At 67.4% G+C, this 25,424-nt stretch carries 27 protein-coding genes; 12 read left to right on the top strand and 15 right to left on the bottom strand.

Going from position 1 to position 25,424, the window contains the following annotated elements; translation table 11 throughout:
• The first annotated feature begins 65 nt into the window (after nucleotides 1-65).
• The 3 genes from ACWD4J_RS38360 to ACWD4J_RS38350 are packed head-to-tail and all read left to right on the top strand — an operon-like array spanning nucleotide 66 to nucleotide 2,313.
• On the top strand, nucleotides 66-1,283 hold the full coding sequence (locus ACWD4J_RS38360) for a CaiB/BaiF CoA transferase family protein (protein WP_451400174.1): 1,218 nt from the start codon (nucleotides 66-68) through the stop codon (nucleotides 1,281-1,283).
• A 59-nt stretch (nucleotides 1,284-1,342) separates the two neighbouring features.
• The gene (locus tag ACWD4J_RS38355) at nucleotides 1,343-1,867 is read left to right on the top strand and encodes an FAS1-like dehydratase domain-containing protein (protein ID WP_451400173.1); all 525 of its coding nucleotides are present in this window, start codon (nucleotides 1,343-1,345) and stop codon (nucleotides 1,865-1,867) included.
• A gap of 23 nt (nucleotides 1,868-1,890) precedes the next feature.
• Nucleotides 1,891-2,313, top strand: coding sequence for a MaoC/PaaZ C-terminal domain-containing protein (locus ACWD4J_RS38350; protein ID WP_451400172.1), 423 nt, complete (start codon nucleotides 1,891-1,893; stop codon nucleotides 2,311-2,313).
• Between the two features lie 28 nt (nucleotides 2,314-2,341).
• Here ACWD4J_RS38350 and ACWD4J_RS38345 read toward each other — a convergent pair whose 3' ends face one another.
• Entirely contained in the window at nucleotides 2,342-2,557 is a 216-nt protein-coding gene (locus ACWD4J_RS38345) for a ferredoxin (RefSeq protein ID WP_451400171.1), read from the bottom strand.
• On the bottom strand, nucleotides 2,554-3,852 hold the full coding sequence (locus ACWD4J_RS38340) for an NADH-ubiquinone oxidoreductase-F iron-sulfur binding region domain-containing protein (protein ID WP_451400170.1): 1,299 nt from the start codon (nucleotides 3,850-3,852) through the stop codon (nucleotides 2,554-2,556). The genes ACWD4J_RS38345 and ACWD4J_RS38340 overlap by 4 nt, the downstream gene beginning before the upstream one ends.
• Before the next feature lie 71 nt (nucleotides 3,853-3,923).
• On the opposite strand from ACWD4J_RS38340, the gene ACWD4J_RS38335 reads away from it, so the two are divergent.
• A complete protein-coding gene (locus ACWD4J_RS38335) occupies nucleotides 3,924-4,397 on the top strand; it encodes a hypothetical protein (protein ID WP_451400169.1) in 474 nt (157 codons plus the stop codon).
• 69 nt (nucleotides 4,398-4,466) lie between these two features.
• Here the strand turns inward: ACWD4J_RS38335 and ACWD4J_RS38330 are convergent, their stop codons facing one another.
• From ACWD4J_RS38330 to ACWD4J_RS38285, 10 genes are all read right to left on the bottom strand, one after another.
• Complete coding sequence (locus ACWD4J_RS38330; RefSeq protein ID WP_451400168.1) at nucleotides 4,467-4,856, bottom strand: Rieske (2Fe-2S) protein; 390 nt, start codon at nucleotides 4,854-4,856, stop codon at nucleotides 4,467-4,469.
• A 1-nt stretch (nucleotide 4,857) separates the two neighbouring features.
• Nucleotides 4,858-6,003, bottom strand: a complete 1,146-nt coding sequence (locus ACWD4J_RS38325) for an amidohydrolase family protein (protein ID WP_451400167.1) — start codon at nucleotides 6,001-6,003, stop codon at nucleotides 4,858-4,860.
• A 25-nt stretch (nucleotides 6,004-6,028) separates the two neighbouring features.
• Complete coding sequence (locus ACWD4J_RS38320) at nucleotides 6,029-7,123, bottom strand: amidohydrolase family protein (RefSeq protein ID WP_451400166.1); 1,095 nt, start codon at nucleotides 7,121-7,123, stop codon at nucleotides 6,029-6,031.
• 128 nt (nucleotides 7,124-7,251) lie between these two features.
• The gene (locus ACWD4J_RS38315) at nucleotides 7,252-7,554 is read right to left on the bottom strand and encodes a hypothetical protein (protein WP_451400165.1); all 303 of its coding nucleotides are present in this window, start codon (nucleotides 7,552-7,554) and stop codon (nucleotides 7,252-7,254) included.
• Complete coding sequence (locus ACWD4J_RS38310; RefSeq protein WP_451400164.1) at nucleotides 7,551-7,907, bottom strand: 2Fe-2S iron-sulfur cluster-binding protein; 357 nt, start codon at nucleotides 7,905-7,907, stop codon at nucleotides 7,551-7,553. Before ACWD4J_RS38310 ends, ACWD4J_RS38315 begins: the two co-directional genes overlap by 4 nt.
• Before the next feature lie 6 nt (nucleotides 7,908-7,913).
• Nucleotides 7,914-9,323 (bottom strand): aromatic ring-hydroxylating oxygenase subunit alpha, encoded by a 1,410-nt coding sequence (locus ACWD4J_RS38305; RefSeq protein WP_451400163.1) that lies wholly within the window; start codon nucleotides 9,321-9,323, stop codon nucleotides 7,914-7,916.
• A gap of 309 nt (nucleotides 9,324-9,632) precedes the next feature.
• Nucleotides 9,633-10,925, bottom strand: coding sequence for a TetR/AcrR family transcriptional regulator (locus tag ACWD4J_RS38300; protein WP_451400162.1), 1,293 nt, complete (start codon nucleotides 10,923-10,925; stop codon nucleotides 9,633-9,635).
• 69 nt (nucleotides 10,926-10,994) lie between these two features.
• Nucleotides 10,995-11,249: a biotin/lipoyl-containing protein gene (locus ACWD4J_RS38295; RefSeq protein WP_451400161.1), complete on the bottom strand. Its 255-nt coding sequence runs from the start codon at nucleotides 11,247-11,249 to the stop codon at nucleotides 10,995-10,997.
• Complete coding sequence (locus tag ACWD4J_RS38290; RefSeq protein ID WP_451400160.1) at nucleotides 11,246-12,250, bottom strand: alpha-ketoacid dehydrogenase subunit beta; 1,005 nt, start codon at nucleotides 12,248-12,250, stop codon at nucleotides 11,246-11,248. Before ACWD4J_RS38290 ends, ACWD4J_RS38295 begins: the two co-directional genes overlap by 4 nt.
• Nucleotides 12,247-13,227: a thiamine pyrophosphate-dependent dehydrogenase E1 component subunit alpha gene (locus ACWD4J_RS38285; RefSeq protein ID WP_451400159.1), complete on the bottom strand. Its 981-nt coding sequence runs from the start codon at nucleotides 13,225-13,227 to the stop codon at nucleotides 12,247-12,249. Before ACWD4J_RS38285 ends, ACWD4J_RS38290 begins: the two co-directional genes overlap by 4 nt.
• A 704-nt stretch (nucleotides 13,228-13,931) precedes the next feature.
• On the opposite strand from ACWD4J_RS38285, the gene ACWD4J_RS38280 reads away from it, so the two are divergent.
• Genes ACWD4J_RS38280 through ACWD4J_RS38270 form a run of 3 tightly spaced genes read left to right on the top strand, consistent with a single transcriptional unit; the run spans nucleotide 13,932 to nucleotide 17,256 of the window.
• Complete coding sequence (locus tag ACWD4J_RS38280) at nucleotides 13,932-15,065, top strand: acyl-CoA dehydrogenase family protein (RefSeq protein ID WP_451400158.1); 1,134 nt, start codon at nucleotides 13,932-13,934, stop codon at nucleotides 15,063-15,065.
• Nucleotides 15,062-16,300 (top strand): acyl-CoA dehydrogenase family protein, encoded by a 1,239-nt coding sequence (locus tag ACWD4J_RS38275; RefSeq protein WP_451400157.1) that lies wholly within the window; start codon nucleotides 15,062-15,064, stop codon nucleotides 16,298-16,300. Before ACWD4J_RS38280 ends, ACWD4J_RS38275 begins: the two co-directional genes overlap by 4 nt.
• 35 nt (nucleotides 16,301-16,335) lie before the next feature.
• Nucleotides 16,336-17,256 carry a VOC family protein gene (locus ACWD4J_RS38270; RefSeq protein ID WP_451400156.1) on the top strand — a complete coding sequence of 307 codons (921 nt, stop codon included), beginning with the start codon at nucleotides 16,336-16,338 and terminating at the stop codon, nucleotides 17,254-17,256.
• A 59-nt stretch (nucleotides 17,257-17,315) separates the two neighbouring features.
• On the opposite strand, the gene ACWD4J_RS38265 is transcribed toward ACWD4J_RS38270, so the two are convergent.
• From ACWD4J_RS38265 to ACWD4J_RS38255, 3 genes are all read right to left on the bottom strand, one after another.
• Complete coding sequence (locus ACWD4J_RS38265) at nucleotides 17,316-18,770, bottom strand: NAD-dependent succinate-semialdehyde dehydrogenase (RefSeq protein WP_451400155.1); 1,455 nt, start codon at nucleotides 18,768-18,770, stop codon at nucleotides 17,316-17,318.
• Nucleotides 18,771-18,856: 86 nt separating this feature from the next.
• Nucleotides 18,857-19,273, bottom strand: coding sequence for an ArsR/SmtB family transcription factor (locus ACWD4J_RS38260; RefSeq protein WP_451400154.1), 417 nt, complete (start codon nucleotides 19,271-19,273; stop codon nucleotides 18,857-18,859).
• 83 nt (nucleotides 19,274-19,356) lie between these two features.
• Nucleotides 19,357-20,151 (bottom strand): enoyl-CoA hydratase/isomerase family protein, encoded by a 795-nt coding sequence (locus tag ACWD4J_RS38255; protein WP_451400153.1) that lies wholly within the window; start codon nucleotides 20,149-20,151, stop codon nucleotides 19,357-19,359.
• A 218-nt stretch (nucleotides 20,152-20,369) separates the two neighbouring features.
• Here ACWD4J_RS38255 and ACWD4J_RS38250 point away from each other — a divergent pair, with 218 nt between their 5' ends.
• From ACWD4J_RS38250 to ACWD4J_RS38230, 5 genes are all read left to right on the top strand, one after another.
• Nucleotides 20,370-21,554 carry a CaiB/BaiF CoA transferase family protein gene (locus ACWD4J_RS38250; RefSeq protein WP_451400152.1) on the top strand — a complete coding sequence of 395 codons (1,185 nt, stop codon included), beginning with the start codon at nucleotides 20,370-20,372 and terminating at the stop codon, nucleotides 21,552-21,554.
• 29 nt (nucleotides 21,555-21,583) lie between these two features.
• Nucleotides 21,584-22,003, top strand: coding sequence for a Zn-ribbon domain-containing OB-fold protein (locus ACWD4J_RS38245; protein WP_451400151.1), 420 nt, complete (start codon nucleotides 21,584-21,586; stop codon nucleotides 22,001-22,003).
• Nucleotides 22,000-23,184, top strand: coding sequence for a thiolase family protein (locus tag ACWD4J_RS38240; RefSeq protein WP_451400150.1), 1,185 nt, complete (start codon nucleotides 22,000-22,002; stop codon nucleotides 23,182-23,184). Before ACWD4J_RS38245 ends, ACWD4J_RS38240 begins: the two co-directional genes overlap by 4 nt.
• A gap of 56 nt (nucleotides 23,185-23,240) precedes the next feature.
• Nucleotides 23,241-24,086, top strand: coding sequence for an SDR family NAD(P)-dependent oxidoreductase (locus tag ACWD4J_RS38235; protein ID WP_451400149.1), 846 nt, complete (start codon nucleotides 23,241-23,243; stop codon nucleotides 24,084-24,086).
• A 132-nt stretch (nucleotides 24,087-24,218) separates the two neighbouring features.
• A complete protein-coding gene (locus tag ACWD4J_RS38230; RefSeq protein WP_451400148.1) occupies nucleotides 24,219-25,421 on the top strand; it encodes an amidohydrolase family protein in 1,203 nt (400 codons plus the stop codon).
• Nucleotides 25,422-25,424: the final 3 nt, after the last annotated feature.

The following is a 25,424-nucleotide window of genomic DNA, read 5'->3' as shown; positions in this document are numbered from 1 at the left end:
CCGCGTCGCCTGAGCCGGCCGCTGCGCGTACATCTGCTGTCGCGCTCACAACTCGGAGGAATCTCATGACCGCAGTGATGCACGGCGTCCGCATCCTCGAGGTGGCCGAGCAGACATTCGTCCCCGCGGCGGCGGCACTCGCGGCCGACTGGGGCGCCGACGTCATCAAGATCGAGCACATCGAGCGGGGTGACGCCATGCGCGGTCTGGCGTCCACGGGGATGGCCCTCGTACCCTCCGACGTCCACGTCCTGTTCGAGCACTCCAACCGGGGCAAGCGCAGCCTCGCACTGGACCTGACGTCGCCGGAAGGCCTCGACATCCTGTACAGGCTCGCCGCGACATCGGACATCTTCCTCACCAACAAGCTTGCGCCGGTCCGCAAGAAGCTCAAGATCGACGTCGAGGACATCCAGGCGCACAACCCGCGCATCATCTATGTGCGAGGCACCGGCCAGGGCGAGCGCGGCCCTGACGGCAGCCGTGGCTCCTACGACTCCCTTGCGTTCTGGTCCCGAGCCGGCACCGCCCTCGGCGTCATGCGCCCGGGGGACGACCACGTGCCGCCCCCGCCCGGCCCCGGCTTCGGGGACTCGATCGGCGCGATGACGATCGCCGGTGGGATGCTGGGCGCCTTGTTCCATCGGGAGCGCACCGGGGAGTCGGCTGTCGTCGACGTATCCCTCCTCAGTACCGGGATATGGGCCATGGGCCAGGGACTTGCCCTCGCGCTCGCCACGGACACCCCCTCCACTCCCCCGGCGGCCAACGCGCCCCGGACCAACCCGTTGTCCGCCAACTACCGGTCCAAGGACGGGCGGTGGCTGTCGCTCTGCTGCCTCCAGGCGAACAAGTACTGGGCGCCCGTCTGCGAGGTGATCGGACGGCCCGAGCTGGCCGCGGATTCCCGCTTCTCCGACCAAGCATCGCTCATGGCCAACAGTGGCGAGGCCATCGATATCCTGCGCGAGGCCTTCGCGGAGCGGACACTCGATGAGTGGCGCAAGCGGCTCGCCGGGTTCACCGGACAGTGGGCGGTGGTCCAGGACACCCGCGAGGCCGCTGCCGACCCGCAGACCGCTGCGAACGGGTACGTGCAGGAGTGCCGGACCTCCGCCGGCACCCCGTTCCAGCTGGCGGCGGCGCCCGTCCAGTTCGACGAGGAGCCTGCCACCCCGTCGCGGGCGCCGGAATTCAACGAGCACGGCGACTCGATCCTCGCCGGTCTCGGGTTCGACTGGGACGCCATCTTGGACCTCAAGGTCCGGGGCGTCGTGGCGTGACGGAGTACGTTGACGCCGATCCGGGTTCGAGTCGCGTTCCGTGCCGAGGAAGGAAGCCGATGTCCAGGAGCGCCATCTCGGCGGCCATGCGCGCGGCCGTCGGCACCGAGCTCGTCCGCCAGGTGATCTATCCGGTCGCCGCGTCCGACATCCGCCGCTGGGCGATCGCGGTCTACTGGCCGGATCCCCCGCCGGCGTATTTCCTCGACGAGAAGGCCGCCGCGCAGACGGCCTACGGCGGCATCGTGGCACCTGAGGAGTTCAATCCGTTCGCCTGGGCGGTGGCCGAGCAGACCATGAGCCGGCCTTCACTCCAGGGATCGGGCAATGATCCCGACAGAATGGAGAGCATGGCGGGCATCCCCGGTCCCGGCCTGAAGTTCCAGCTCAACGGCGGCCTGGACACGGAGTACGGAGCGCGGATGAGACCCGGCGACGTCATCACCAGCATCCGGCGGCTCGGACCGTACTCGGAGCGCGAGGGAAGACTGGGACTGATGCTGTTCAGCCGGACCGAGGACACCTGGACCAATCAGCGCGGCGAGCTCGTCAAGCGCACCGTCAACACCATCATCAGGTACTGACCGCTGAAAGGGCGTCGACACATATGCGGAGCACGACCGGTGCGCTACGGGTCGCCGTCGGCGACGAACTGCCGCCGTTCACGCGCGAGACCGGGTTCGCGAACTGGAACCGGTACGCGGCGGTGAACGACGAATTCGTGCCGATCCACATGGACGACGAGGCGGGCCAGGCGGCCGGCCACCCGACGGCCATCGGCATGGGCAATCTGCAGTGGGCCTACCTGCACAACCTTCTGCGCGGCTGGTTGGACGGGCGCGGCCGCGTCGTGCGTCTCGAGGGCCAGTTCCGGGGCCTGAACACCAGGGGCATGACCGTCACCGCTCGCGGTGTGGTCACCGGTGTGGAGGACTCGGACGGTGTGCGCACGGCCACGCTCGACGTCTGGACCGAGGACGAGCACGGCAACAGGCTCGTGCCGGGCCGAGCCGTCGTACAGCTGGACTGACCGAGGGCAACGGCTCGGCGCGGGACGGCTATCCGTCCGCGCCCGGCTCCTGCTGGATCTCGATCACCGCATGCACGGGACAATCCAGGAGGGCCCGGTGCACGGCGTCGCGCTGTTCGTCAGGCACCGAACCATCGCCGATGAGTGACGCATATCCCCAGTCATCGAGCGAGAAATGCTCGGGTGCGTGCCTGGCACAGATCCCGAAACCGTCGCAGAGAGTGCGGTCAAGACGAATCTTCATACGAGAGTCATGACTTCCACTTCGAAGGGACGGTCTGCCGAAAAGGGAGTCGCGGTGCAGGTTTCGCATTCCGCGTCACGATGGCGCGCCACGTCGTCGGGGAATTCCTCCAACAGGCTCCGCGCCAGATTCGCGGCACCGTCGAGTGTTCCGCACGCTCCACGCGAACGAAGGACGACCGACCAGCGTGCCAGCCGTTCCAGGTCGGAATTCTCGGCCGTACCGTCTCGCAGTGCCTCGATGACGGCGCTCATGGCGGCGATGCCGTTGAAACACGATCCGCACTGCCCGGCGTTTTCACGGTCGAAGTACCTCATCACCGAGGCCGCCACGGCAATCGGACAGTCGCGGTGAGTCAGCACGCTGATCGCGCCGCAGCCCAGTCCGGTTCCGAGTCCGTGCAGCGTCTCGTGATCCAACGCCGCGTCCAGTACGCGTCGATCGACCACCCCCGCGAAATAGCCCCCCATGAGCGCGCCATGCACCTCACGGGGCGAGACACCGTGCACGGCAAGCAGTTCCCGGAAAGGGGCGCCGTGCGGGACCTCGTACAGACCGGGCGTCGTGCCGGCGCCGCTGATGGTCGCCAGGAACGTCCCAGGGGACTTCGCCGTACCCACCGACCGGAATCTTCCGGCTCCATGGCGGAGCAGGAAAGGCAGGTTGGCCAGCGTCTCCACGTTGCTCACCAGCGTCGGCCTGCGGTCGACACCTTCCTCGAACGGGCGCGGCGGTTTGTCCGTCGGTTTCGCCGGTCCCCCGTTGATGGCGCGGACCGCGGCGGTCTCCTCTCCGGCCACGTAACCGGGCTCGACGCTTTTGACCTCGATCCGCAGGTCGGCGAGCCCGGACTTCTCAAGCTCTTCGACAGCGCCTTGCATACTGCGTGTCGCCGCTGGATCCGAGACATAGACACAGACGCGGTCGGCACCGACCACGTGCGCGGCCAGGCGCGCGCCGTCCAGCACCAGATGCGGTCGATGGCGCATCAGCCAACGGTCCTTGGCCGAAGCAGGCTCGCCCTCTTCACCGTTGGCGACCACGACGGGCCGTGGGTCCCGGGCGCCGGACCCCCGGACCGCCCGGAGCTTGACGGCCATCGGAAAGGCGGCACCGCCACGCCCGAGAAGTCCCGACTCCGCCACGGTATCGAGGAGCCTATCAGGATCGGCGAGCGGCGCGTAGCCTCCACTCGCCCGATACGAACTCAGCAATTCCCCGGAAGGCAGTTCGCGAATCAGGCGCGGTTCGCAACCCGGAAGAGCACCGACGATCAATTTCCCGTTCGGTTCCATTACCGTCCCCACTGATTCCGCTTTTTCTCGAGTGCTACCGACACCAGCACCTCGAAGCTACAATCAAGCCCATGCGAACTGCCGTGATCCGGATCAATATCGACCCTGCCGGCCAGCTTCCTGAATTCGTGCTGCGTGAACGTGCGGAAGCGTTTGTGAAACGCGCAGAGAATGCCGGAATACGTGTCGTTGATACACGAATCGACACCCTTCCCGCCCACCGCAGAGAACTACAGCTTCTGATGACCGGCGACGACAGCCCCGCGATGCAGCGAACCGCCGCGGAACTGTGCGCGGAGGTCTTTCAGACGACGCCCGCGAACGGAGTCGTGACCTACATCAGCCGGGGCACGGACGATGACGCGATGGGCGTCCTGGCCGGCCTCGGCATAACCGGCCACGTCTCTCGCACTGTTGGCGCCGACGGCCTGGACGTCGTCTCCGTCCGCCTCTCGCGAGGCGATCTCGATCGTGTCCCGGAGAGCAGGATCCACACCGCTCTGGAGGCATCGTTGAACTGCGAGGTCCGTATCATCGCGATCTGACTCTCCTCCTGACAGACGGCCCGCGGGCGGCGACCCGCGGGCAGCGGCCTCCGCGACGGTCGGGTGGTTTCAGGCGGTCACCAGGACGTCGTCTCCCACCACCCGTACCGGGTAGGTGCGGATGCTCCACTCCGGCTTCACCGCGGTCGTTCCCGTCGCCAGCTCGAAACCCCACTGGTGCCACGGGCAGTGGATGTACTCCAGGTCCCGGTCCACCACAGCGCCGCCCGGCGTATCGTCGTCCACCACTGTCCGTCCGCGAAGGCGGCCCGAACACAGCGGACCGCCTTCGTGCGGGCAGTAGTTGGCGATCGCGTAGAACGTGCCGTTCACGTTGTAGACGCCGACCCCATGACGGCCGATGGGCACGAGCTTGAACCCGCCGTGCGGAATTTCGTCCACCGTGGCCACCACGTGCTCACGGCCCTGCGCGAGGCGCGGCAATGTCTCGTCGGCCAACTCAGAACACCCGCACCTGTCCGTCGAGCGCCGGCACCGTCTCCGGGAGGTGATAGGTCTCGATCCCGTTCCGGAACATGATCGGCTCGCGGGCGTGCTCGGGCAGGTGCTTGACCAGCCAGCGGGGATCGTCGAACGTCCAGTGCGGATAGTCGGAGGAGAACAGCAGGATCTTCTCGCAGTCCATCCACTCGAACGCCTTGATGAGTTCGGTCTTGTCCTCGGGGTAGTCCAGCGGCTGTGTCGTGAACTTGATGTGCTGCTTCACATACTCCGACGGCTTGCGCTTGATCTCGAGCCACGACTTCCGCGCCTCGTAGATGGCGTCCATGCGCCACATGAGCGGCAGGATCCAGGTGAACGCGTGCTCGACCAGCACGATCCGCAGCGTGGGGAACCGGTCGAACACGCCGTCGAAGATCAGGCTCATCACCTGATTGGCTGCCAGCAGCGAGTAGGTGACCATGAAGTCGTGGTTGTAGCTGGGGAAGCCTACCGGTGACATCGGGCTCGTCTCGTAGGCGCCCCTGCTGAGGTGGCAGCTCACCGCGATGTCGTGTTTGGTCGCGGCGGCCCACACCGGGTCGTACTTCGGGTCGCCCCACGCCGGCCAGGGTTCTGCTCGAATGAGGACCTGCGCCATGTACGGGTGTCCGGCCCACTGCTCGATCTCCCGGACCGCCCCCTGCGGGTCTTCGGCCGCGGCGCAGATCGAACCCCGCCACCGCTGATGCCAGTTGTTGCGGCTGTCGAGCCAGTGCTCGTCGAGCCAGTGGTTCGTGGCGGTGCACAGTGCCTGCGTGAACTCCGGCAGGCGGGCCATCTTGATACCCGGCTCCAGGACCGCGATGTCCGAACCCGCCTCGAGGATGAGCTGCTTGAACGCCAGATCGGGATCGCTGCCCGGGAATCCGCCCTCGGATGTGAACGCGTCAACGCGCATGGCGAAGGCGTGCGCGAAGTCGGGCGCGTCGTAGGTGATCGTGCTGCCGACCCGACGGGACAGGAAGTACTTGCTCCTGTACGGCTCCGGGATGTACTCGTTGATCACACCGGGTCGCGGAACGGGGTGGACGTCCGAGTCCACGACGCGAATCGCGACATGTTCGGTGCTCGGAACTCGTTCCTTCGTCTCCACAGCCGTCATGGGTTGCCTCCGTTTCCACGGACCGTCATCGCGACGCCGAGGTCGTCGCCGGAACATCGATGCCGTAGAGCTCCGCCGCGTTGCGCCAGCAGATCTTGTCCCGCTGCTCGGCCGTCAGCGAACTCGCCAGCCTCTCCGGGTCGTTGAGCTGCCAGTGCGGAAAGCTGGAGCCGAACATGACCATGTCTTCCTTGCCTGTGAACCCGAGCCACTCGCCGGCGAACTCCACGTCCCCGGGACCGTCCAGGCTCCCCTGGACGAAGAACACATGTCCGGGCAGGTAGTCGCTGGGCATGTGCGGCGCCCACGGCGTCTGCTCGAGGTGGGGCCGCCCGAACGTGTCCATCCGCCACATGAACGGCGTGAGCAGGTCCGCGGCACCGTCGGCCCAGACGAACTTCAGGTCCGCAAAGTGCTCGAAGACGCCCTCCGCGATCATGTTCATAAGGTGGTACACGTAGTTGAGGGCCATGAAGCCGGCGTACTGCTCGTAGGTCCTCGGGTGTCCGGACGGTGTGGGTGCGAAACCGACACCGTGGCCCGTCTCGATGTGCGCCGCCACGGGCAGGCCGGCGTCCGCGGCCGCCTCCCATATCGGCCAGAACTGGGGCTTGCCGTACAGCTCGCGGGACTGCAGCGGCACGCCGATCTGGACGACCTTCGGGTGGCTCCGCCACCGGCTGATCTCGCGCAGCGCACCCGGGACGTCGTCCGGGTTCACTCGGATGGTCCCGCGGTAGCGGTCGGCGAACCGGCCGCCGTCCAGCCACCTCGACACCATCATGTCGTTGTGCGCGGAGAGCACGGCGCTGGTCAGGTGCCGATCCGGCAGCGTACCTCGCGTCATGGGATGGAGTACCGCCACGTCCACCCCGCCCTCGGTGAACAACCTCGCACCGACCGCATCGGGGTCGGAGCCGGGGTATCCCCCATCCGGTCCGCTTGTCCCCGGCGCGTACTCGCCGCCCGGGGCGCCGTACCAGTCCATCTCCACATCGGGGATGCCACGGCTGCGGAACGGCTCCCGGAGGAAGCTCCGCATGTCGGCGTTGGACTTGAAGAAGATGTGGACGCTCGCATCGATGAGAGCCGTCTGCGTCCCGTCACTGTGGCGCCTCATTCCGCGCCCCCCTCCGGATCGAGCCTCCGCCCGAACCTAATATTTGTTCCCATACGCTAGCACTCCTGTCTGCCCGCTCCAAGACACTGTCGCTCCCCGTACCGCGCTCAACTCGCGGGCAGATCACGTCAGATGGGCTTCCACGTCGTGATCTTGGCGGTGGAGGCGTCGACACTGTCACTCCTCCGGAACTCCCCGCTGGCCGAACGCGAGCGGAGCTCCTGCAGCACGGCCTCCGGGTCACCCTCCAGCTCGTAGATCGTCAGATACCGGTGCTCGGGGATCTCACCGTCCCTCGTCTGGACGCGGTAGCGGGTGGCGGCCGTTACACCGGGAATGCTCAGCAGGTCGGGCAAGTGCACCTTGTCGTACCACTCGTTGAATTCTTCGTCCCTGCCTTCGCGGGCATTGGAGTAGACCAGAAGTTTCATTCGGGTTCCTCACTGACGGCTTGGTCATGGTTTTCCGAGGTGGCGGGACGCTGGACGCCCTTCTTCTCCAGGACGACACCAGCGCCATTGATCTTCAGCCTGCAGGCGAGCCGAGTGAGCGGACTGCGCAGGCGCACCGGAAGCCGGGTACGCAACTGGCGCAGTTCGTTCTCCTCGGGGGGTTCGGTCTGTAGTTCCCCGTCGACCACCATGACGAAGCAGACCATGCATTCAGCTTGGCCCCAGCAGTTGGTCGGCCAGGTGTATCCGAGCCGCCACGCTGCTTCCGCCACCGACTCACCGGTCCTGACGTCGAATTCCACGCCCGTCGGCTCGACTCTTACCTTTGCCATGCCCGTCTACAGGAGCTCGGCGATGACGCGGTCCAGCTCCTCGTGCATGTTGCTGATCGACATCTCGTAATGGCTCGACAGCCGGCTCTCCTCGAACCCGAGCGAATGCAGACCGCGCTGCTGGCGCTCGATGTTGCTGAAGTCCTGGCGTGGGATCAGGCCCCAGTGCTCGGTGTCTTCCTTGTCGAACACGCCCAGCAGCTCGGCGCGCTCCGGCTCCTGCCCCACCGGATACGTGGTCAGCGACCACACGTCGAACAGACACCGTTCTGGATCGTCGCCGTAGGGCCGGATGCGGTAGGACAGGCAGTTCCCGTACATCGGCAGCATGAGGTAGTTGGGGAACATGAAGATGTCGCCGCCCCACAGCCGTGTGTACTCCGACATCGGGGCCATCGGAATGCCCGCACCCTCGGCGTATTCGTACAGCGCGGCGATGGCGGCTTTCGCGAAGTCGGGACTGCCGACGCCGATCTTGTTGCGAAGCCCCTCGAATATCTTGACGTCCTGTTCCAGCGTCATCGCGTCCTGGCCCTGCGCGAGCAGCCGCCCGGCCTCGATGAACTTCTCTCCGTCCCTCGCCTGATATTCGCCTTCGTTCTTCGCCGCGCCACTCTGGAATCGCGCATGGCCGTTCCTGAACGTCGTGTACTCGACCGACGCACTCTGCCGCTCGGCGTCCTCGACACTGCCGCCCTGCAGGAGCTGCGGATGCGTCTGCATGACGTGATAACCCTCGAAGAACGCCTCTTGCGCCATTTTCCAGTTGGCATTCAGGATGGTCTGCTTCCACCACTTCACCCGCATGTTGCCGACGCCGACGCCCTCAAGCAGCGCCGCCACCGGCGACAGCGCCTCCTGCAGCGGACGCGCGTCGGGGTCCATGTTGATCCACACCATGCCGGCCCATGTCTCGACGAGACACTCGCGCAACCGCAGGTCCTCAGGGATCAGACAGGACGGTTCGAACGAGGACGCACCGTAGACGAACGAGGACGACCCGTCGAGGTTCCAGCGCCACCCGTGGAAGGGGCACACGAGCTGGCCACCGGGCAGGCGCCCTGTGCCCTTGGCCAGCTCGGTGGCACGGTGCCTGCACGCGTTGTGCAGTGCCTTGATGGAACCGTCCCGCTGACGGACGATCAGGATCGACGTGCCGGCGATCTCGTACTCGACATAGTCGCCGGGATTCGGCAGCTCCTCCTCGCGCGCGCCCATCTGCCATACGTGCGGCCACAGATGCTCCTTCTCCAGCTCGAAGAACTCGCGCGAGTAGTAGCGCTCCTTCGGCACGTGCCTGGAGTCCCGCATCGCGAACGGGACCTTGCGCTGGAGCTCCGGCGGGTTGGGGCCGAGAGGAGCGTCCTCGCCTTCGCCTGCCGTCGGCGGCTCACGGTTGAAATCGGTGACTGTCATGCTGATGGGGGTCCCTTCCGATCAGCTCGTCGACGGACATCGACAGCGGCGACGCACGTCTGGTCGCGGCGGACCATGCCCGTAAGCCGCATGAGAGTGCGCAGATCCCGCACACCCCAGGGGAACCAAATATTTGTTCACTCTAGGCATGAGCCGTGCCCCACACAAGAGGTGTGCACGCCGCGGGTCAGGCGGTCGGCGGCCTGGACACCCAACCTGGGCACGGAAATTGAAGCCCGTGGTGCGGCAAGTGTGTGTCGGAGACCTGGACGGCTGGTGGCCGCCATCGGGTACCTTCAGCCGACCCGCTCAGGCCGCGCGGCGGGAGACCGCACCGCGGATCAGAGTCTCGCGTGAATGGGCGAGCGCGGTGTGTTTGCCCACCCGCTCGACCACGGGCGGGGGCACCCAGATCAGATCGCGGACGCAGGATGTCAGTCGGTCGATCGACACCCCTTCCAGGCGGATCTCGCCTGAGTGCTGTCCCTCGTCGATCACATCCCTGATCTGACGCGCTCTCTTCTTCAGCGCACTGAAAACGGCGCTCGTGTCGGGGGGACGCTGTCTCAGCCACGCTCTCTGGATCTGGAATTCCCGGTCGAATCGCTCGACCGCATTGAGGTTGATCCAGGTCAACGCGTCAAGTTTTTCAATGGGAGTCGAGTCCGATGTGATCACGCTGCCGTACGCGCTGGAGAGCTTGGCGTGGAAGGATCCCATGATCGAATCGAGCAGCGCGTTCTTCGACTCGACGAAACGGTACACGCTGCCCGTGCCCATGCCCGCAGCCGAGGCGATGTCCCGCACCGTCGTCGCTTCGTACCCACGGCGGGCGAATTCGACGCGGGCGACCGAGCGGATCAGCGCCAACCGGTCGTTCGGCTCCGCGCCTTCCTGTTCAGACCAGGTGACGACGACCGCGCGCTCAGCGGCCCGCATGGCGGCCGACCGGTCCAGTTCCGGATCGGTGTACGGCCGCGTCGACAGGCCTTCCAGAAGCAGACGGCACAGCGTGGTGGCCACCTGATGGGCCGACGACTCCCGGTGCAGCACCGACATGCCCGTATGCAGCATCGTCTGGCAGAGCTGTTCGGAGAGAATCGACAGGTCGATGCGAGCCTTGAAATAGCCCGTTTGTCGCGCCTCATCCAGCAGCTTCTGCATTCCGGTGTGGATGTTGACCGGCTGTCGGCGCGCCAGCGTGACGAGTTCCTGGCCGGCGCCCGTGTGCGGTTCATAGAGGGAGAGTTGCACAGCCGCCCGGTGGCGGATGGCGCACCCGGCGATGGCTACCGCGTACGTTGTTATACGAGTGAATGCCGTATCCGCGTCGGACTGGTCCAACTCATCGAGCGCCGACCGGCCTATGGCATCGAGTTCGGTCTGATAGCGCTCGAGGAGCTCGACCGCGATCGATTCCTTGGACTCGAAGTGGTGGTACAGACTGCCGGGGAGGATTCCGCATGCGTCGGCGACGTCCTTGAGTGTCGTTCCGACGTAGCCGGAGGACGCGAACACATCAGAGGCGGTGTCCAGGATCTCAGCACGGCGCCCGCCATCGGGTTGCCTGATGGGCGGTTCTGCGACGGGCGGCTTTTCCACTGGTTCAGTATGCCAAACGTCCATGTCACTCCGGACGCTCACCTCTCCTCACGGAGACAGCCGGCGAGGCTACGGGTTCCCGGCCACTTCGATGGTGGCCAGCTCGGTGCCCACGGGGTACGTGGCCTCCGCCTCCACTGGTCCGTGCCTGAGCACACCGGTCGCCGGAGCGGTGACCTCGGTCTCCACCTTGTCGGTCGCCACCAGGTAGATCGGTTGCTCCTCGACGACGTGCTGCCCGTCCGCCACAAGCCACTCCATGAAGACGCCCTCTTCCGCGGCCATGCTCAGCTTGGGCATCTGCACCGGAACTGTCTTCGTCATCGCTTGTATCCCACCGTTGCCCTGACGGCCGAACCGATGCGCTCGGCATTGGGGAGTACTTCCTTTTCCAGAACCCGGGCGGGGATGGGCCGGAATCGTGCGCCCACGCGCGCCACCGGCGCCTTCAACTGCCCGAACAGCTCCGCGCTGATACGCGCGGCGAGCTCGGCGCCCGGTCCTGCGAACTCCGTCGCATGGTGGGCCACCACAGCACGCCCGGTGCGGCGTACCGATTCGAGGACGAGACCCATGTCCAATGGAACCAGTGTGCGAAGGTCCAGGACCTCGACGTCGATGCCGTCCGCTGCCGACTGCTCTGCAGCCTCCAGTGAGTCGAACACGCCGCGGCCGTAGGTGATCACGGTGACATCCCCGCCGCTTCGTTTGATGTCTGCTGTGCCGAGCTCGACGATGTGGTCATCCCCGATCGGCACTTCCCCGCGTTTTCCGCGCATCGCGGAGGACTCGATGAAGAGGCACGGATCCGGATCGAAGACGGCGGCCTTGAGCAGTCCCTTGGTGTCCGCCGGTGTACTCGGGACGATCACCTTGATACCGGGGATGTGCATGAACCAGGCTTCGAGCGACTGCGAGTGTGTCGCGCCTGACCCCAGTCCGCCGAAGCACGCCGTGCGGATCGTGAGCGGACAGGGTGTCCGATCGGCCGACATGAATCGGGCCTTTGCGGCCACGTTCACGATCTGGTCCATCGCGATGCCGATGAAGTCCATGATCATGATCTCGGCGACCGGAATCTGTCCCTCGATGGCGGCCCCGATGGCGGCTCCCGCGATGGCCGCCTCCGAGATGGGAGTGTCGAGGACCCGATCGCGCCCGTACTTCGTCGACAGCCCCGCCGTGGCGCCGGAAACCCCGCCCGCCGGATCCGCGAGATCCTCTCCCAGCAGGAAGACGCGCGGATCAGCGGCAAGTGCTTCGTCCAGTGCCTCATTGATGGCGGCAAGGACTGTCATGGTCTTGGAGTCGGCCACCGCCGTCATACGGGAACGCCCTTCATGTCGGCGAAGAAATCCCTGTCGATCTCGGTGGGCTCCGGCACCGGTGAGGCGAGCACCTCTTCCAGCGCCTTCTCGACTCGCGCCACCGACTCCTCCTCGATCGCCGACAGCTCGCCTTCCGTCAGGACGCCGGTCCCGAGCAGCTTCCTGCGGTAGGCCGGGATCGGATCGGCCTGCTCAGCCGCGGCGAGCACGTCGGCAGGCACATAACGCTGAGGGTCGCCGGCGTAGTGGCCTTCGAAGCGGAACGTCAGGCATTCCAGGAAGGTCGGCCCCCCGCCCTGCCGCCCCCGCTCGACCGCCTCGGAGACGGCGCGATAAACGGCCTCTGGATCGTTGCCGTCGACACGTTGCCCCGGCATGGCATAGGCCAACCGACGATCGGCGACCTGCTCGATGTGCATCGTCTCGGCGACGGGGGTCATCTCGGCGTACTGGTTGTTCTGGCAGATGAAGATCACGGGCAGCTGCCACGTCGAGGCCAGGTTCATGCCTTCGTGGAAGGAGCCGGTGTTCGTCGCCCCGTCGCCGAAGCAGACTGCGGCGACCCGGTCACTCCCCTGCTGCTTCGCCGCGAGGGCCAGGCCTACGGCCACCGGGACCCCGGCGCCGACGATTCCCGTCGACAGCATGACGCCTTCGTCAGGACACGTGATGTGCATGGTCCCGCCCTTGCCGCGGGATGCCCCGATGCTCCGGCCGAGAACCTCACCGATGATCTCGGTGAGCGGCACCCCCTTGGCGATCAGGTCGTGGATTCCGCGATAGGTCGTCACGAGGCGATCGTCGCGCCGCAGCGCGGCGCCCATGCCCGCGGCGACGGCCTCCTGCCCGCGCGACGGCCAGATGGTGGTGGCGAACTCGCCCCGGCGGATGCCCTTTCGCAGACGTTCGTCACACGCCTGGGCCACGGTCATGGCCGAATACAGTTCGCGCGCGAGGTCCTGGCCGATCTCCACCCGCGATGTGGACGTCATTCTTGCTCCTTCGAGTGAGCTCACGCCCCAGCGGAGGCCGTTGCCGATACAGCCGCTCTTTCATCCTGTGCACGCTGCACGGCCGCTGACACCGGCGGCTCAGACCGCCGGAGGGATGCGCTGGCTAGGCAGAACGCCTCGGCCTCGGCAGGTGTCCCGGGAAGTGCGTCGTGGACCACAGGTGCCGCGCATCGGCAACCTAACATTTGTTCCGACCGAACGTAGCAAGTGCGGTTGCCCGGCGCAATGGGCTGACAGGGCCGCCCACTTGACCGCGGTGGCCCCCACGTACAGGGAGGGGTAGCAGCACACATCACGGGACGCTCATGCCTTGCGGCGTCTGTGGGCGACGCATAGCGTGGCATGACTACTACGCGGGCGCGTCATAGGACGCACGTACCCGGGCGCCGGGGCGAGCATCGGCGCGTCCGCCGTCTTCTCGTTCATCGCCGCCAACCATGCGGCAGGCCGGGCACGGTGGTCGGCGTCAGCCGCGTGACGGCGCTCCGAAGTGCCTGCCTGTTCCTGGTGCGACAGGTCAGCCGCGGCCGACACCTCTTCTTGACAGGCGGCAACCCGACTCAAGTAATTTCACAAGTATCAAAACTTGAGGTCGGTTCAGCACGACCGCGGAGGCTCAGGCACGAGAGTCTCCCGGACTCATCCCTCCTGGAGAGCCGCCACATATGAATCTGGACCTGACGCCCGACCAGCGATTGTTCCAATCGACCACCCGCGAGTACCTGGACAAAACGGTACCGATCAGCAAGGTCCGCGCATTGGCCGACTCCGGGCTGGGGTTCGACCGCGACTGGTGGCGGCGGGGCGCCGAACTCGGCTGGACGGCGATGCTGGTGCCCGAACGGCTTGGCGGTGGCACCGTGTCGGGTTCCCCGATGGGCGATCTGGTCATCGTCGCCGAGGAGATGGGGAAGACGTGCGCGCCCGGCCCGCTGACGACCACCAGCGCCGTGTTGACCGGGCTCGTCCGGACCGGCGAGCGGTTCGCGGACATCATCGCCTCGATCATGAGCGGGGAGACGGTCGCCGCATGGGCCCTGTACGAACCGGCCCGCGGCCTCGACCTGACGGCTCCCGGTCCCAGGGCCGAGCCCGACGGCGAGGGGTACCGGTTGTCCGGCACTGCTGACCGCGTCGAGTCCGGTGACCAGGCCGATGTGTTCCTGGTGACGGCCCGATCGCCGGACGGGCCGGTACAGCTCCTCGTGCCTGCCGACGCGCCCGGAGTTGCGGTCACTCCGGTCTGGACGCTCGACGTGGTCCGGCACACCGCTCAGGTGGACTTCACGGACGTCGCGCTCGGGCCTGACGCCGTGGTCCAGCGGGGCACGCAAGCGGCCGCCGCCGCGGAAGCTCAACTGCACGTCGCAGCCGCTCTCGCGACCGCCGAAATGGCGGGCGCCGTCGACCGCACGCTCGAGTTCACCGTGCAGTGGATGTTCGACCGGTACAGCTTCGGCCGGCCGCTGGCCTCCTACCAGGCGCTCAAGCATCGGATGGCGGACAACAAGACATGGCTCGAAGCCTGTCACGCGATAGCGTCGGCGGCGGCGCGCAGTCTCGACGAGGAACCCGAGCGGGCCGCCGAGACGGTCAGCGCCGCGAAATCCTACGTCGGCGCGAAGGCACCGGTCATCGTCCAGGACTGCGTCCAGATGCACGGCGGCATCGGCGTGACCTGGGAGCACGACGTGCACCTCTATCTGCGCCGCGTCACGCTCGACCGCGCCCTCTACGGGACGCCGGAGGAGCATCGGCGCCGGATCACCGACCTGTTGGACAGGAGTGCTGCCGCATGAGCGCCGACGAGCTGGATCTCGAACCCGTCGAGAGTTTCCGTGCCCGCGCCCGTCGCTGGCTCAAGGAGAACCTGCCGCCGGCGTCCCAGCCGTACCGACGGGTCGACGACGACGCGGAGTGGGATCGCGCCCGCGTACTGCAGAAGGTCCTGCACGAGGGCGGTTTCGCCGGTATCTGCTTCCCCGGGGAGTACGGCGGCCTCGGCCTCACACCCGCCCATCAGCGGGCCTTCACCGAGGAATCGCTGGGCTACGAGATGCCACTGGCGCTGAACATGCCGACCTTCGGGATCTGCGCACCGACGATCCTGGACATGGGAACCGAGGAACAGAAGCGGACGCACATTCCTGCTGTGCTCAGGGGCGAGGAGCTGCTGGTGCAGTTCCTGTCCGAGCCCAGGGGCGGCTCCGACCTCGCCGGTCTCACCACGCGCGCTGAGCGCCACGGCGACGTGTGGGTCCTCAACGGCTCGAAGATCTGGAGTTCGAGTGCCTATGCCGCGGACTACGCGCTGTGCCTGGCCCGGACCGACTGGGACGCGCCCAAGCACCAGGGGCTCACGATGTTCCTGATGCCGGTGCATGCCGAGGGCGTCACGATCCAACGGATCAAGCAGGTCAACGGCTCGAACGAGTTCTGCCAGGAGTTCTTCGACAACGTCGTGCTGCCTGCCGACTCGGTGCTCGGCGAGGTGGGCGGCGGCTGGGCGACGGCCTCCCGGCAGCTGTTCCATGAACGCACCGCGGTCGGCGGGGGATCGCCGTACTTCAGCGGGGCACGACCGCGAATCGGCGGTGACGTGCTGGACCTCGTCGACCTGGCCCGGCGCAGCGGTCAGCTCGCCGAGACCCGGGTCCGCGAGGACATCGGGGAGGCCCGGGCGATGCGGCTGGTGGACGAGCAGCTCGTCGCCCGGGTCACCCAGGCGATCGGCGCGGGCCGGATGCAGCCCTCGGCCAGTTCCCTCATCCGTCTCTTCCGCGCCGAGAGCGCCTGGCTGCAGGTCGACCTGGCGATGCGCATCGCGGGTGCGGTGGGGGTGACGGGCGAGCCCGGCGACGTGCAAGGGCTCGGCCACGTCGGCCAGGACTACATCTACCGGCAGGCCTCGGGCCTCGGCGGCGGGAGCACGGAGATGGCTCGCAACATCATCAGCGAACGCGTGCTGGGCATGCCCCGCGAGTACGCCGCCGACCGGGACGTCCCCTTCAGCCAGGTCAAGCAGAGCCGCTGAGCCGCAGGACGACCGCCGCAACGGAAAGGAACCCCATGCCCATCGGTCGCCTGTTCCACATCATCCACATGACGGGAGACCTCCCCTCGCTCGAGACTTGGTACGACGACGTGTTCAGCGTCCGGCGCGGGTTCCTGGACCACAACTACCTGGAACTCGAAAAGCGCGACGCGTCGCTGGTCCTGCTCGGCGACACCGTGATCGAACCGCTCGCCCCGGCCTTCCGCGTGCCCGGTTGGGACACCGCGGCGCTCGGGCGGTTCTACCAGGGATTCGGAAACCACTGGCATTCGATCGCCTGGTACGTCGACGGTGACGTCGGCGACATCTGGCAGCGGTGCACTGAGGCAGGCGTGCGTGTGTTCACCAGTGGTGGGCTGCGCACCGATGCCCGCCCGCGCCCGGACGCCGTCATCATGACGCACCCCAAGGACACGGTCGCCCAGCTGCAGTTCTCCCAGCCTGGCAAGAACGCCCGGGCGAAGGACCCCCGCCTCAACCCGACGCCGGACTGGGATCCGAACTGGTGGGTGGCCAACCATCCGATCGCCACGCCCGGTCTGGCCTACACCACGGTGCTCACCACGGACCGCGACCGCGCCGAGAAGATCTACGCGGATGTGCTCGGTGGAACGGTGCTGCACAAGGGATCGTCGGCCCTGACCGGCACCGACGACACGTACGTACTGCTGGGTGACACCGTCGTGCAGCTGTCCACTCCGAACACCGACGGCACGATCGCCGCTCAGGACATGGCCGCCCACAACGGAGCGCACCACGCCGCGGCGTTCCGGGTGCAGGACCTCGACGTGACCGAGACGTACCTGTCTTCGAAGGGCATCAAGACCCTCGCCCGAGACGACGACACCCTGCTCACGGATCCCACCACCACGCACGGCGTCCCCTTCCGGTGGACCACGTGGGATGTTCCCGGCGGTCCGCGCGACAAGTCCTGACGGCAGGGACGACGGTGTGTCCCGCCGCCGATGGTGTGCGGCGGGACATCTGGGTCACGTCACGGCAGCACGTGTCCGACCAACTTGACGTCGAGGTACTCGTCGAGTCCCTGTGCGCCGCCCTCGCGCCCCAACCCGCTCTCGCCGGTGCCGCCGAAGGGTGCCGCAGCCGCCGTCGGATTGATGTCGTTGATCCCGACGATGCCGAACCTGAGGGCCTCCGAGACGCGCGTGGCCCGGGCGAGATCGTTGGCGTAGACGTAGGAGGCGAGGCCGTACACCGTGTCGTTGGCCATCGCGATCACCTCGTCCTCGTCGTCGAACGGGATGATCGCCGCGATCGGGCCGAAGGTCTCCTCGCGGTAGATCAGCATGTCCGGCGTGACGTCCACGAGCACGGTGGGCGCGAAGAAGAGCCCGTCGTCGTGGCCGTCGCCCGTGAGGCGCTGCCCGCCGGCCAGGACCGACGCGCCCTTCCCCGTTGCGTCGTCTACGTGCCGCTGCATCTTCGCCATCGCGTCGGCGTCGATGAGCGGGCCGACGGTGGACGATTCGTCCAGGCCCGGACCGGGCTTCAACCGGCGGACTCGTTCGGTGAACACACGGCAGAAATTGTCGGAGATCGACCTCTGGACATAGATCCGGTTGGGGCAGATGCACGCCTGCCCGGTATTGAGGTACTTCACAAGTGCCGCGCCCTTGGCCGCGTGTGCCGGATCCGCGTCGTCGAACACGATGAACGGCGCGTGCCCGCCCAGCTCCATGGACACGCGCTTCATCGTCGCTGCCGCACGGCTCGCCAGCATCTTGCCGACCGCTGTCGAGCCGGTGAAGGTCAGCTTGCGCACGACCGGCGAGTCCAGCAACGTGTCGCCCACCTCGGCGGGGCGGCTGGTCGAGACGAGGTTGACCACTCCTGCGGGTACGCCGGCTTCGTGCAGCAGCTCGAACACCGCGGCCGCGCACAGGGGTGTCTGCTCGGCCGGTTTCAGCACGATCGTGCAACCGGCGGCGATCGCGGGCGCGACCTTGCGGGTGATCATCGAGATCGGGTAGTTCCACGGGGTGATACCCGCGACGACACCGACGGGCTGGCGATGCACCGTGAAACGCTGCTTCGGCCGGTGCGAGGGGATCGTGGTCCCGTAGACGCGTTTGGCCTCCTCGGCGAACCAGATCAGGAAGTCGGCGCCGTACTGCACCTCGGCTCGAGCGGCCCGCAGCGGTTTGCCCTGTTCCAGACTCATCAGCCGGGCCAGCTCCTCGGCCCGATCGAGCATAAGTGCGTGAGCCCGCAGCAGAACCTCCGCACGCGTGTAGGGCGACTGGACGCTCCAGGTCCGGAGGGCGTCGGCCGCGGCGTCGATGGCGCGCTGCGTCTCGGCTGCGGCCGCGTCCGCCGCCTTGCCGATGACCTGCCTGGTGCTGGGATCGGTGACCTCGAAGCTGGCGCCACCGTCCGCCCCGCTCCAGACGCCGTTGATGTACAGGGTCGCGCCGTCCTGTGCGCCCATGTCCTGTGCCACCCCCAGTTGATTGATGATTTTCTAAGTATGAAACTCCACTGGAAGAGTGGTGGCAAGGACACACACGTTTGAACTCACCAGGTCAGTAGCGTCAGTTCGTTCTGTGCGGTGGACTTGTCCTGTGTCGCGTCATCGGTGCGACGGGCGCGACGCCGACGAGACCAGGCGTCGTAGTCGACGCGGCCTTCCCTTACCGGCTGCGGCTCCGGGGCCAGCGACCACAACTCGTCCATCACGCTGCGGATCACCTCCCGGTTCAATGAATAGAAGAAGTTGCGGCCGGCCTTGCGCACGCTGATCAACCCGGCCTGCGCCAGGATCTTGGTGTGGTAGGAGATGGTCGGCTTGGAGACCGGAAGCGTCGACTCGAGTGCCGCGCAGGGCAGTTCGTCCACGTCGGCCATCTGCTGGACGATGTCCCAGCGAATCGGGTCACTCAGCGCCTTCATCACGTCCGAGACGGTCGAACCGGGCTTCGGGAGCTGCCTCATCGAGCTATCCTTTGAACGGCGGACGTTATCACAACCATCAATCTACCCGTGGTCAGCGGGTCAGGCCCGGTCCGTCAACGGCCTCAACGGCCTTCGAATTCGGCCGGCCTGTGCTCGCGACGTGCCTGGATTCCCTCGTGCAGATCCTCGGTCGCCATCGTCACCGGCTGCGCAAGCGCCTCCCAGCGCAGCGACGCGTCCAGTCCGTGCGCGGCCTGCTCCAATGCCGCTTTGGTCAGCCGCGTGGGGATGGGTGCACTGCGGGCGATGCCCTCCGCCACCCGCAGGCTGTGCTCCAGCGGGTCATCGACGACGTCATTGACCAACCCCCAGTGCAGTGCCTCTTCCGCGTCCACGGTGCGACTGGTGTACAACATCTCCCGGGCTCGAGGCATGCCGATCGCCTCGGGAAGCAGGTAGTTCACGCCCATGCCGCCATGGGTGCCGAGCGAGTTAAACGGCGCGCTGAACACCGCGTCCCGGCTCGCATAGCGGAGATCGCACGCGAGGGCGAGGCACAGGCCGGCACCGACAGTAGGCCCGTTCACCGCCGCCACGACGGGCACGGGCAGGCGGCGGGCCATCAGCCAGGCGTCGTAGAACGGCACCATCTTGTCCCGCAGCAGGTCCGGCGTGAGGTGGTGGGCACTGCCCTGGTCCAGAAACGACAGGTCGGCACCGGAACAGAACGACGTGCCGGCTCCCGTCAGCACGACCGCGCGAACCGTCTTGTCGTGGTGGATCTCCGCCATGACCTCGCGCCAGGTCTCCGTCATCTGCTCGGTCATGGCGTTGCGCAGTTCCGGCAGATCGAGGGTCACGAGACGCACTCCGCGCGACGTCTCCTCCACGAGAACCTCTTTGCGCGCCCGTTTCATCTGTCTCCGATCGAAGCATCGAAACCATTCACACCAGGCTTCCAAGTATCGAGCACGGGCGAGCGGGCGACGACAGTGGTCGTGAGCGCCTGGTTCGCCATCCGGGCCTCGCCGGTGGCCCGGCCACGAGCAAAGCTAGCGAGGGCTCACTTTCTCCAGCAGGCGGCTATAGTGAGCGAACACTTTCTTTGCCTCGATGTGGAGAGCGAGGGGGGCGCATGGCAGGACCACTGTCGCACCTGAAAGTCGTCGAGCTCCAGGCCCGGGGGCCGGCCCCGTTCGGCGCCATGGTTCTGGCCGATCTCGGGGCCGACGTGGTGCGCATCGCCCGGCTGGAGGACATCGGCCCCGCGGACGAGGAGAGCGGGACGGAGCGCATGATCCGCGGGCACCGCAAGATCGACCTGGTGGCGCGCGGCCGTCGCTCGCTGGCGGTCGACCTCAAACACCCGGACGGCCTCGCGACCGTACTCCGGTTCGTCGACGGAGCCGACGTGCTCCTCGAGGGCTTCCGGCCAGGAGTCGCCGAACGCCTCGGCATCGGGCCGGACGTCTGCCTCGAGCGCAACCCCCGGCTGGTGTACGCACGCATCACCGGCTGGGGGCAGGACGGGCCGTACGTACAGACCCCCGGACACGACATCAACTACGTAGCCCTCGCCGGGGCGCTCGACCCGCTGCGCCGCGGTGAAGAGCCGCCCGCGCCGCCGCTCAACCTCCTGGGCGACTACGGCGGCGGCGGAATGCTCCTGCTAGTCGGCGTCCTGAGCGCCTTGTTCGAGCGGTCACGCTCGGGCCGGGGCCAGGTCGTCGACGCCGCGATGATCGACGGTGTGGCCCTGCTGACCACGCTCGTCCACGGGATGCGCGCCGAGGGCCTGTGGTCGGACTCCCCCGGCTCCAACGTCCTGGGGCTCGGAGCCCCGTTCTACAACGTCTACGAGACCGCCGACGGCCGCTACGTGACGGTCGGGTGCGGCGAGCCGCAGTTCTATGCGGAACTGCTTCAGCGCCTGGGACTCGACGACGAGCTCCTGCACCGGCAGAGCGACCCTTCCGCCTGGCCGGAGGACAAGGCCCGGCTGGCGGACGTATTCAGGACGAAGCCGCTCGACGAGTGGTGCGGGCTGCTGGAAGGCACCAACACCTGCTTCGCGCCCGTACTGACGCTCGCCGAGGCACCGGCCCATCCCCACAACACCGCGCGAGGGACCTTCGTCGAGGTCGACGGCGTGGTGCAGCCGGCTGGCGCACCCCGGTTCAGCCGTACGCCCGCGGCGCCCACGACACCACCGCCCGCCGCCGGGCAGCACACGACGGAGCTCCTGCTCGAGTGGGGCTTCGGCCGCGACGAGGTCGACGCGCTGCTCGCCGCCCGCGCCGTGGGTCAAGCGCGCCACTGAAACCGCCCCCGACCTGCGAGAGGGGAAAGATGGACGCGACAGTCGGGATACCCCCCGCCGTCACCGAGGAGACCGAGCTGTTCTGGGCAGCGGCCGACGAGGGCCGCCTGGTCGTCGAACGCTGCTCGTCCTGCGGCGCCGAGTCGTTTCCGCCACGAGGAATGTGCCGCTCCTGCCGCGCCAGGGCGATGGTCCCCGCCGAGATCACCGGTCGCGGCGAGGTCTACAGCCTGACCGTCAACCACCAGCGCTGGCTTCCGGACCTCGAAGTGCCGTACGCCATCGTCCTCGTGGAGTTCCCCGGTCATCCCGGTGTGCGGGTGGTGGGCCGGCTGCGGGGGTGCCCGCCGGAGAAGGCCGCCATCGGGATGGCGGTCGACATCGGCTTCGAACCCGGACCCGGCGGCTGCGCCATACCCAGCTTCGTGGCCGTCGAGGGAGCAGCATGATGGGAACCGAACTCTTCGAGCGGCGGGCCGTGATCTCCGGCGTCGGTCACTCGGCCATCGGCCGCCAGATCGACCGGTCGGGCTTCCAGCTGACGATCGACGCGATCCTCGCCGCCGTCGAGGACGCCGGCCTGACGATCGATGACATCGACGGCCTGGCCATGTTCCCGGGCGGTGGCACGGCGAACCTGCCCGGCTACGCGAACGGGAACCTCTACGAGATCCAGGACGCGCTGCGCATCACGACGACCTGGCGCCAGGGACTGGTGGAGGGTATGTCGCTGCCCTTCTACGGTCCGGCCCAGGCGGTGGCCACCGGCCAGGCGCGCCACGTCGTCATCTGGCGGACCGTCAAGGAGGGCAGCGCCAGCCGGAAGGCCGGGGGCCGCCCGGCGTACGGCTCGACCAAACCGGTCGCCGAGGGCCCGCTCGCCTGGCTGATCCCCGTCGGGATGCTGTCACCCGTCTGCCAGGTCGCCCCCTACGCCGCCCGCTACATGCACGAGTACGGCGTCACCCGTGAGCAGTTGGCCTGGATCCCGGTGACGCAGCGGGCCCACGCCGCCCGCAACCCTGACGCGGTGTACCGCTCGCCGCTGACCGTCGACGACTACCTCGACTCGCGGATGATCTCGTCGCCGATCTGTCTGTACGACTGCGACGTGCCCTGCGACGGCGCCACCGCGATCGTCGTGTCGGCCGTGGAGACGGCACCCGGCCTCCGGGCGCCGGTACGCATCGAGGCGATGGCCGGAGTCGTCGAGGGTCGCCCGTCGTGGGACCAGTGGGAGGACATGGGTCGCGTGGGTCGCGGTGCCGCCCAGGCGATGTGGGCGCGGACCGATCTGCGGCCCGGCGATGTCGATGTGGCCGAACTCTACGACGGTTTCACCATCGAAGCCGTCTGGTGGCTGGAGGCCATGGGCTTCTGCGGTACCGGCGAGGCCGGAGCGTTCGTCGAAGGCGGCAAGCGCATCACCTATGGCGGCGAACTCCCGCTCAACACCTGGGGCGGCCAGCTGTCCGGCGGCCGCCTCCATGCCTCCTTCGGCCACACCGCCGAGGCCGTACGCCAGCTGCGCGGCGAAGCCGGCGAACGGCAGGTCGAGGGTGCGCAGGTCGCCGCGGTGACCAACGTGGGCGGCTTCGAGGCGGGTGCGGCGCTGTTGACGCGCTGGTGAGGACGAAGGGTTCTCCGAAGCAGGGCCAGGGGTTATTCGACGAGAGGGGAACAGCCATGGTGGAACGCGCCGGCCGGGTCGAGGGCAAGGTGGCGATCGTGACGGGGGCCGGGTCGACACCCGGCCCGGGTATCGGCACGGGGAAGGCGACCGCGGTCGTCCTCGCCCGGGAGGGTGCGAGCGTCCTGCTCGTCGACCTCCATCCCGAACGCGCCGAGGAGACGCGGCGGATGATCGAGGAGGAGGGCGGCGGCAAGGCCGAGGTGTTCGCCGCCGACGTCACCAGGGCAGCCGACTGCGAGGCGATGGTCCGTGCGGCCGTCGATGCGTTCGGGACCGTCGACATCCTCGTGAACAACATCGGTCTGGCATCGCTCGGCACGGTGGTGGACACCTCGGAGGAGACCTGGGACCGGGCCATGGACATCAACCTGCGGACCGCCTTCCTCGCGTCCAAGTACGCGGTTCCCGTGATGGCGGAGAAGGGGGCCGGGTCGATCGTCAACGTGTCCTCGATATCGGCCCTGCGAGGCGACGGCACGGTCGCCTACTCGGCTGCCAAGGGCGGGCTGATCGCCATGACGGTCGACATGGCGTACTCACACGGCAGGCAGGGCATCCGGGTCAACGCAGTGGCTCCCGGCCACATCACCACACCCATGGTGATGTCGGTCTCCGCACCCGGTGCGCGCGCCGAGTTCATGAACACGATGCGGTCCGAGGCGGGTCTGCTCGCAACCCCCGGCACCGGCTGGGACGTCGGCTGGGCAGCGGCCTTCCTCGCGAGCGACGAGGCCCGGTGGATCACCGGCGTCACCCTCCCCGTGGAGTCCGGGGTGCTCAGCGTGACCCCGCTGCTGATGGCGCCGTATCTGCGCGCCGTCCCGGACCCCGGCGAATGACCGATCGCCGGGATTCCGGCGTACGCGGTGTCGTGGCACGACGGTTGCACGGCAGCGGCGACGACCCTAAAGTAAGTGAACATATACTCTCTAACAGTGCCTCCAGGATCGAGACAGAAGGAGCTCACGCACATGGCTGACCACGATGCAGCCGGGGTCGCTCTCTGCGAGCGGTTCGCGGTCGCCGACGTCGACTCCCACATCATCGAGCCGGCCGACCTCTGGACGTCGCGTGTCTCGTCGAAGTGGGGCGACCTCGTGCCCCACGTGAGGTTCCACGAGCGGCGGCAGGAGGACATCTGGTACATCGGCGACCGGAAGCTGTACGGCGTGGGTGCCTTCGCCCAGGCCGGCTGGCCCGAGTTCCCGCCCTCGCACCCGAAGAAGCTGTCGGAGGCGAACGTGGCCGCCCTCGACCCGAAGGCGCGTCTCGCCTACATGGACCAGGTGGGCATCTACTACCAGCTCCTGTACCCGAACATCCTCGGGTTCCACAGCCATGTGTTCCTCAAGGAGGTGCCGCACGAGCTGGCGACCCAGTGCGTCCGGGCCTACAACGACTGGCTGGCCGAGTTCTGTTCGGCGGACTCGAGGCGGCTCGTCCCGATGATGATGCTCCCGTTCTGGGACATCGACGAGTCGGTGGCCGAGATGAAGCGGGCCCACGCGCTGGGCCACAAGGGCATCCTCTTCGCCGCCCGCTACGACAAGGTGGGCCTCCCCCGCCTGGTCGACGACTACTGGGAGCCGCTGCTGAGGCAGGCCGAGGAGATGGGCCTCAGCATGAACTTCCACGTCGGCTTCCTGTCCAACCCCGATGACCTCAAGGGTGCCGTCGACCAATCGCAGAAGCTCGACTTCACCAAGGAGAGCGCGCTGGTGCTCCTCGGCAACGCCCAGAACATCGCGGAGGTGGTCGTCAGCGGCGTCTGCCACCGCTACCCCGACCTCAAGTTCGTCTCGGTCGAGAACGGCGCCGGCTGGCTGCCGTTCCTCGCCGAGAGCATGGACTGGCAGTGGCTGAACGTCGGCGCCCACAAGGAGTACCCGGAACGGCTGCTCCCGAGCGAGTACATGCAGCGGCAGATCTACGGCATGTACTGGTTCGAGAACAAGTCCCTGCGGCCGGTGATCGACCAGCTCAAGGACAACCTCATGTTCGAGACCGACTTCCCGCACGCCACCAGCCTCTCCCCGGGCCCGGCGTCGGAGTCACCGAGCCCTCGCGAGATCATCGAGCGGTCGCTCCGCGGTGTCCCCGACGAAACCGCCGGCAAGGTGCTGCAGCACACCGCGACGAAGCTCTACAACCTCGACCCTCCCGTGCGGAACTGACGC

Source organism: Streptomyces sp. NPDC002577, assembly GCF_053594815.1.
Note: the sequence above shows the minus strand (reverse complement) of the source record. Positions and strands in the feature narration are given on the sequence as shown.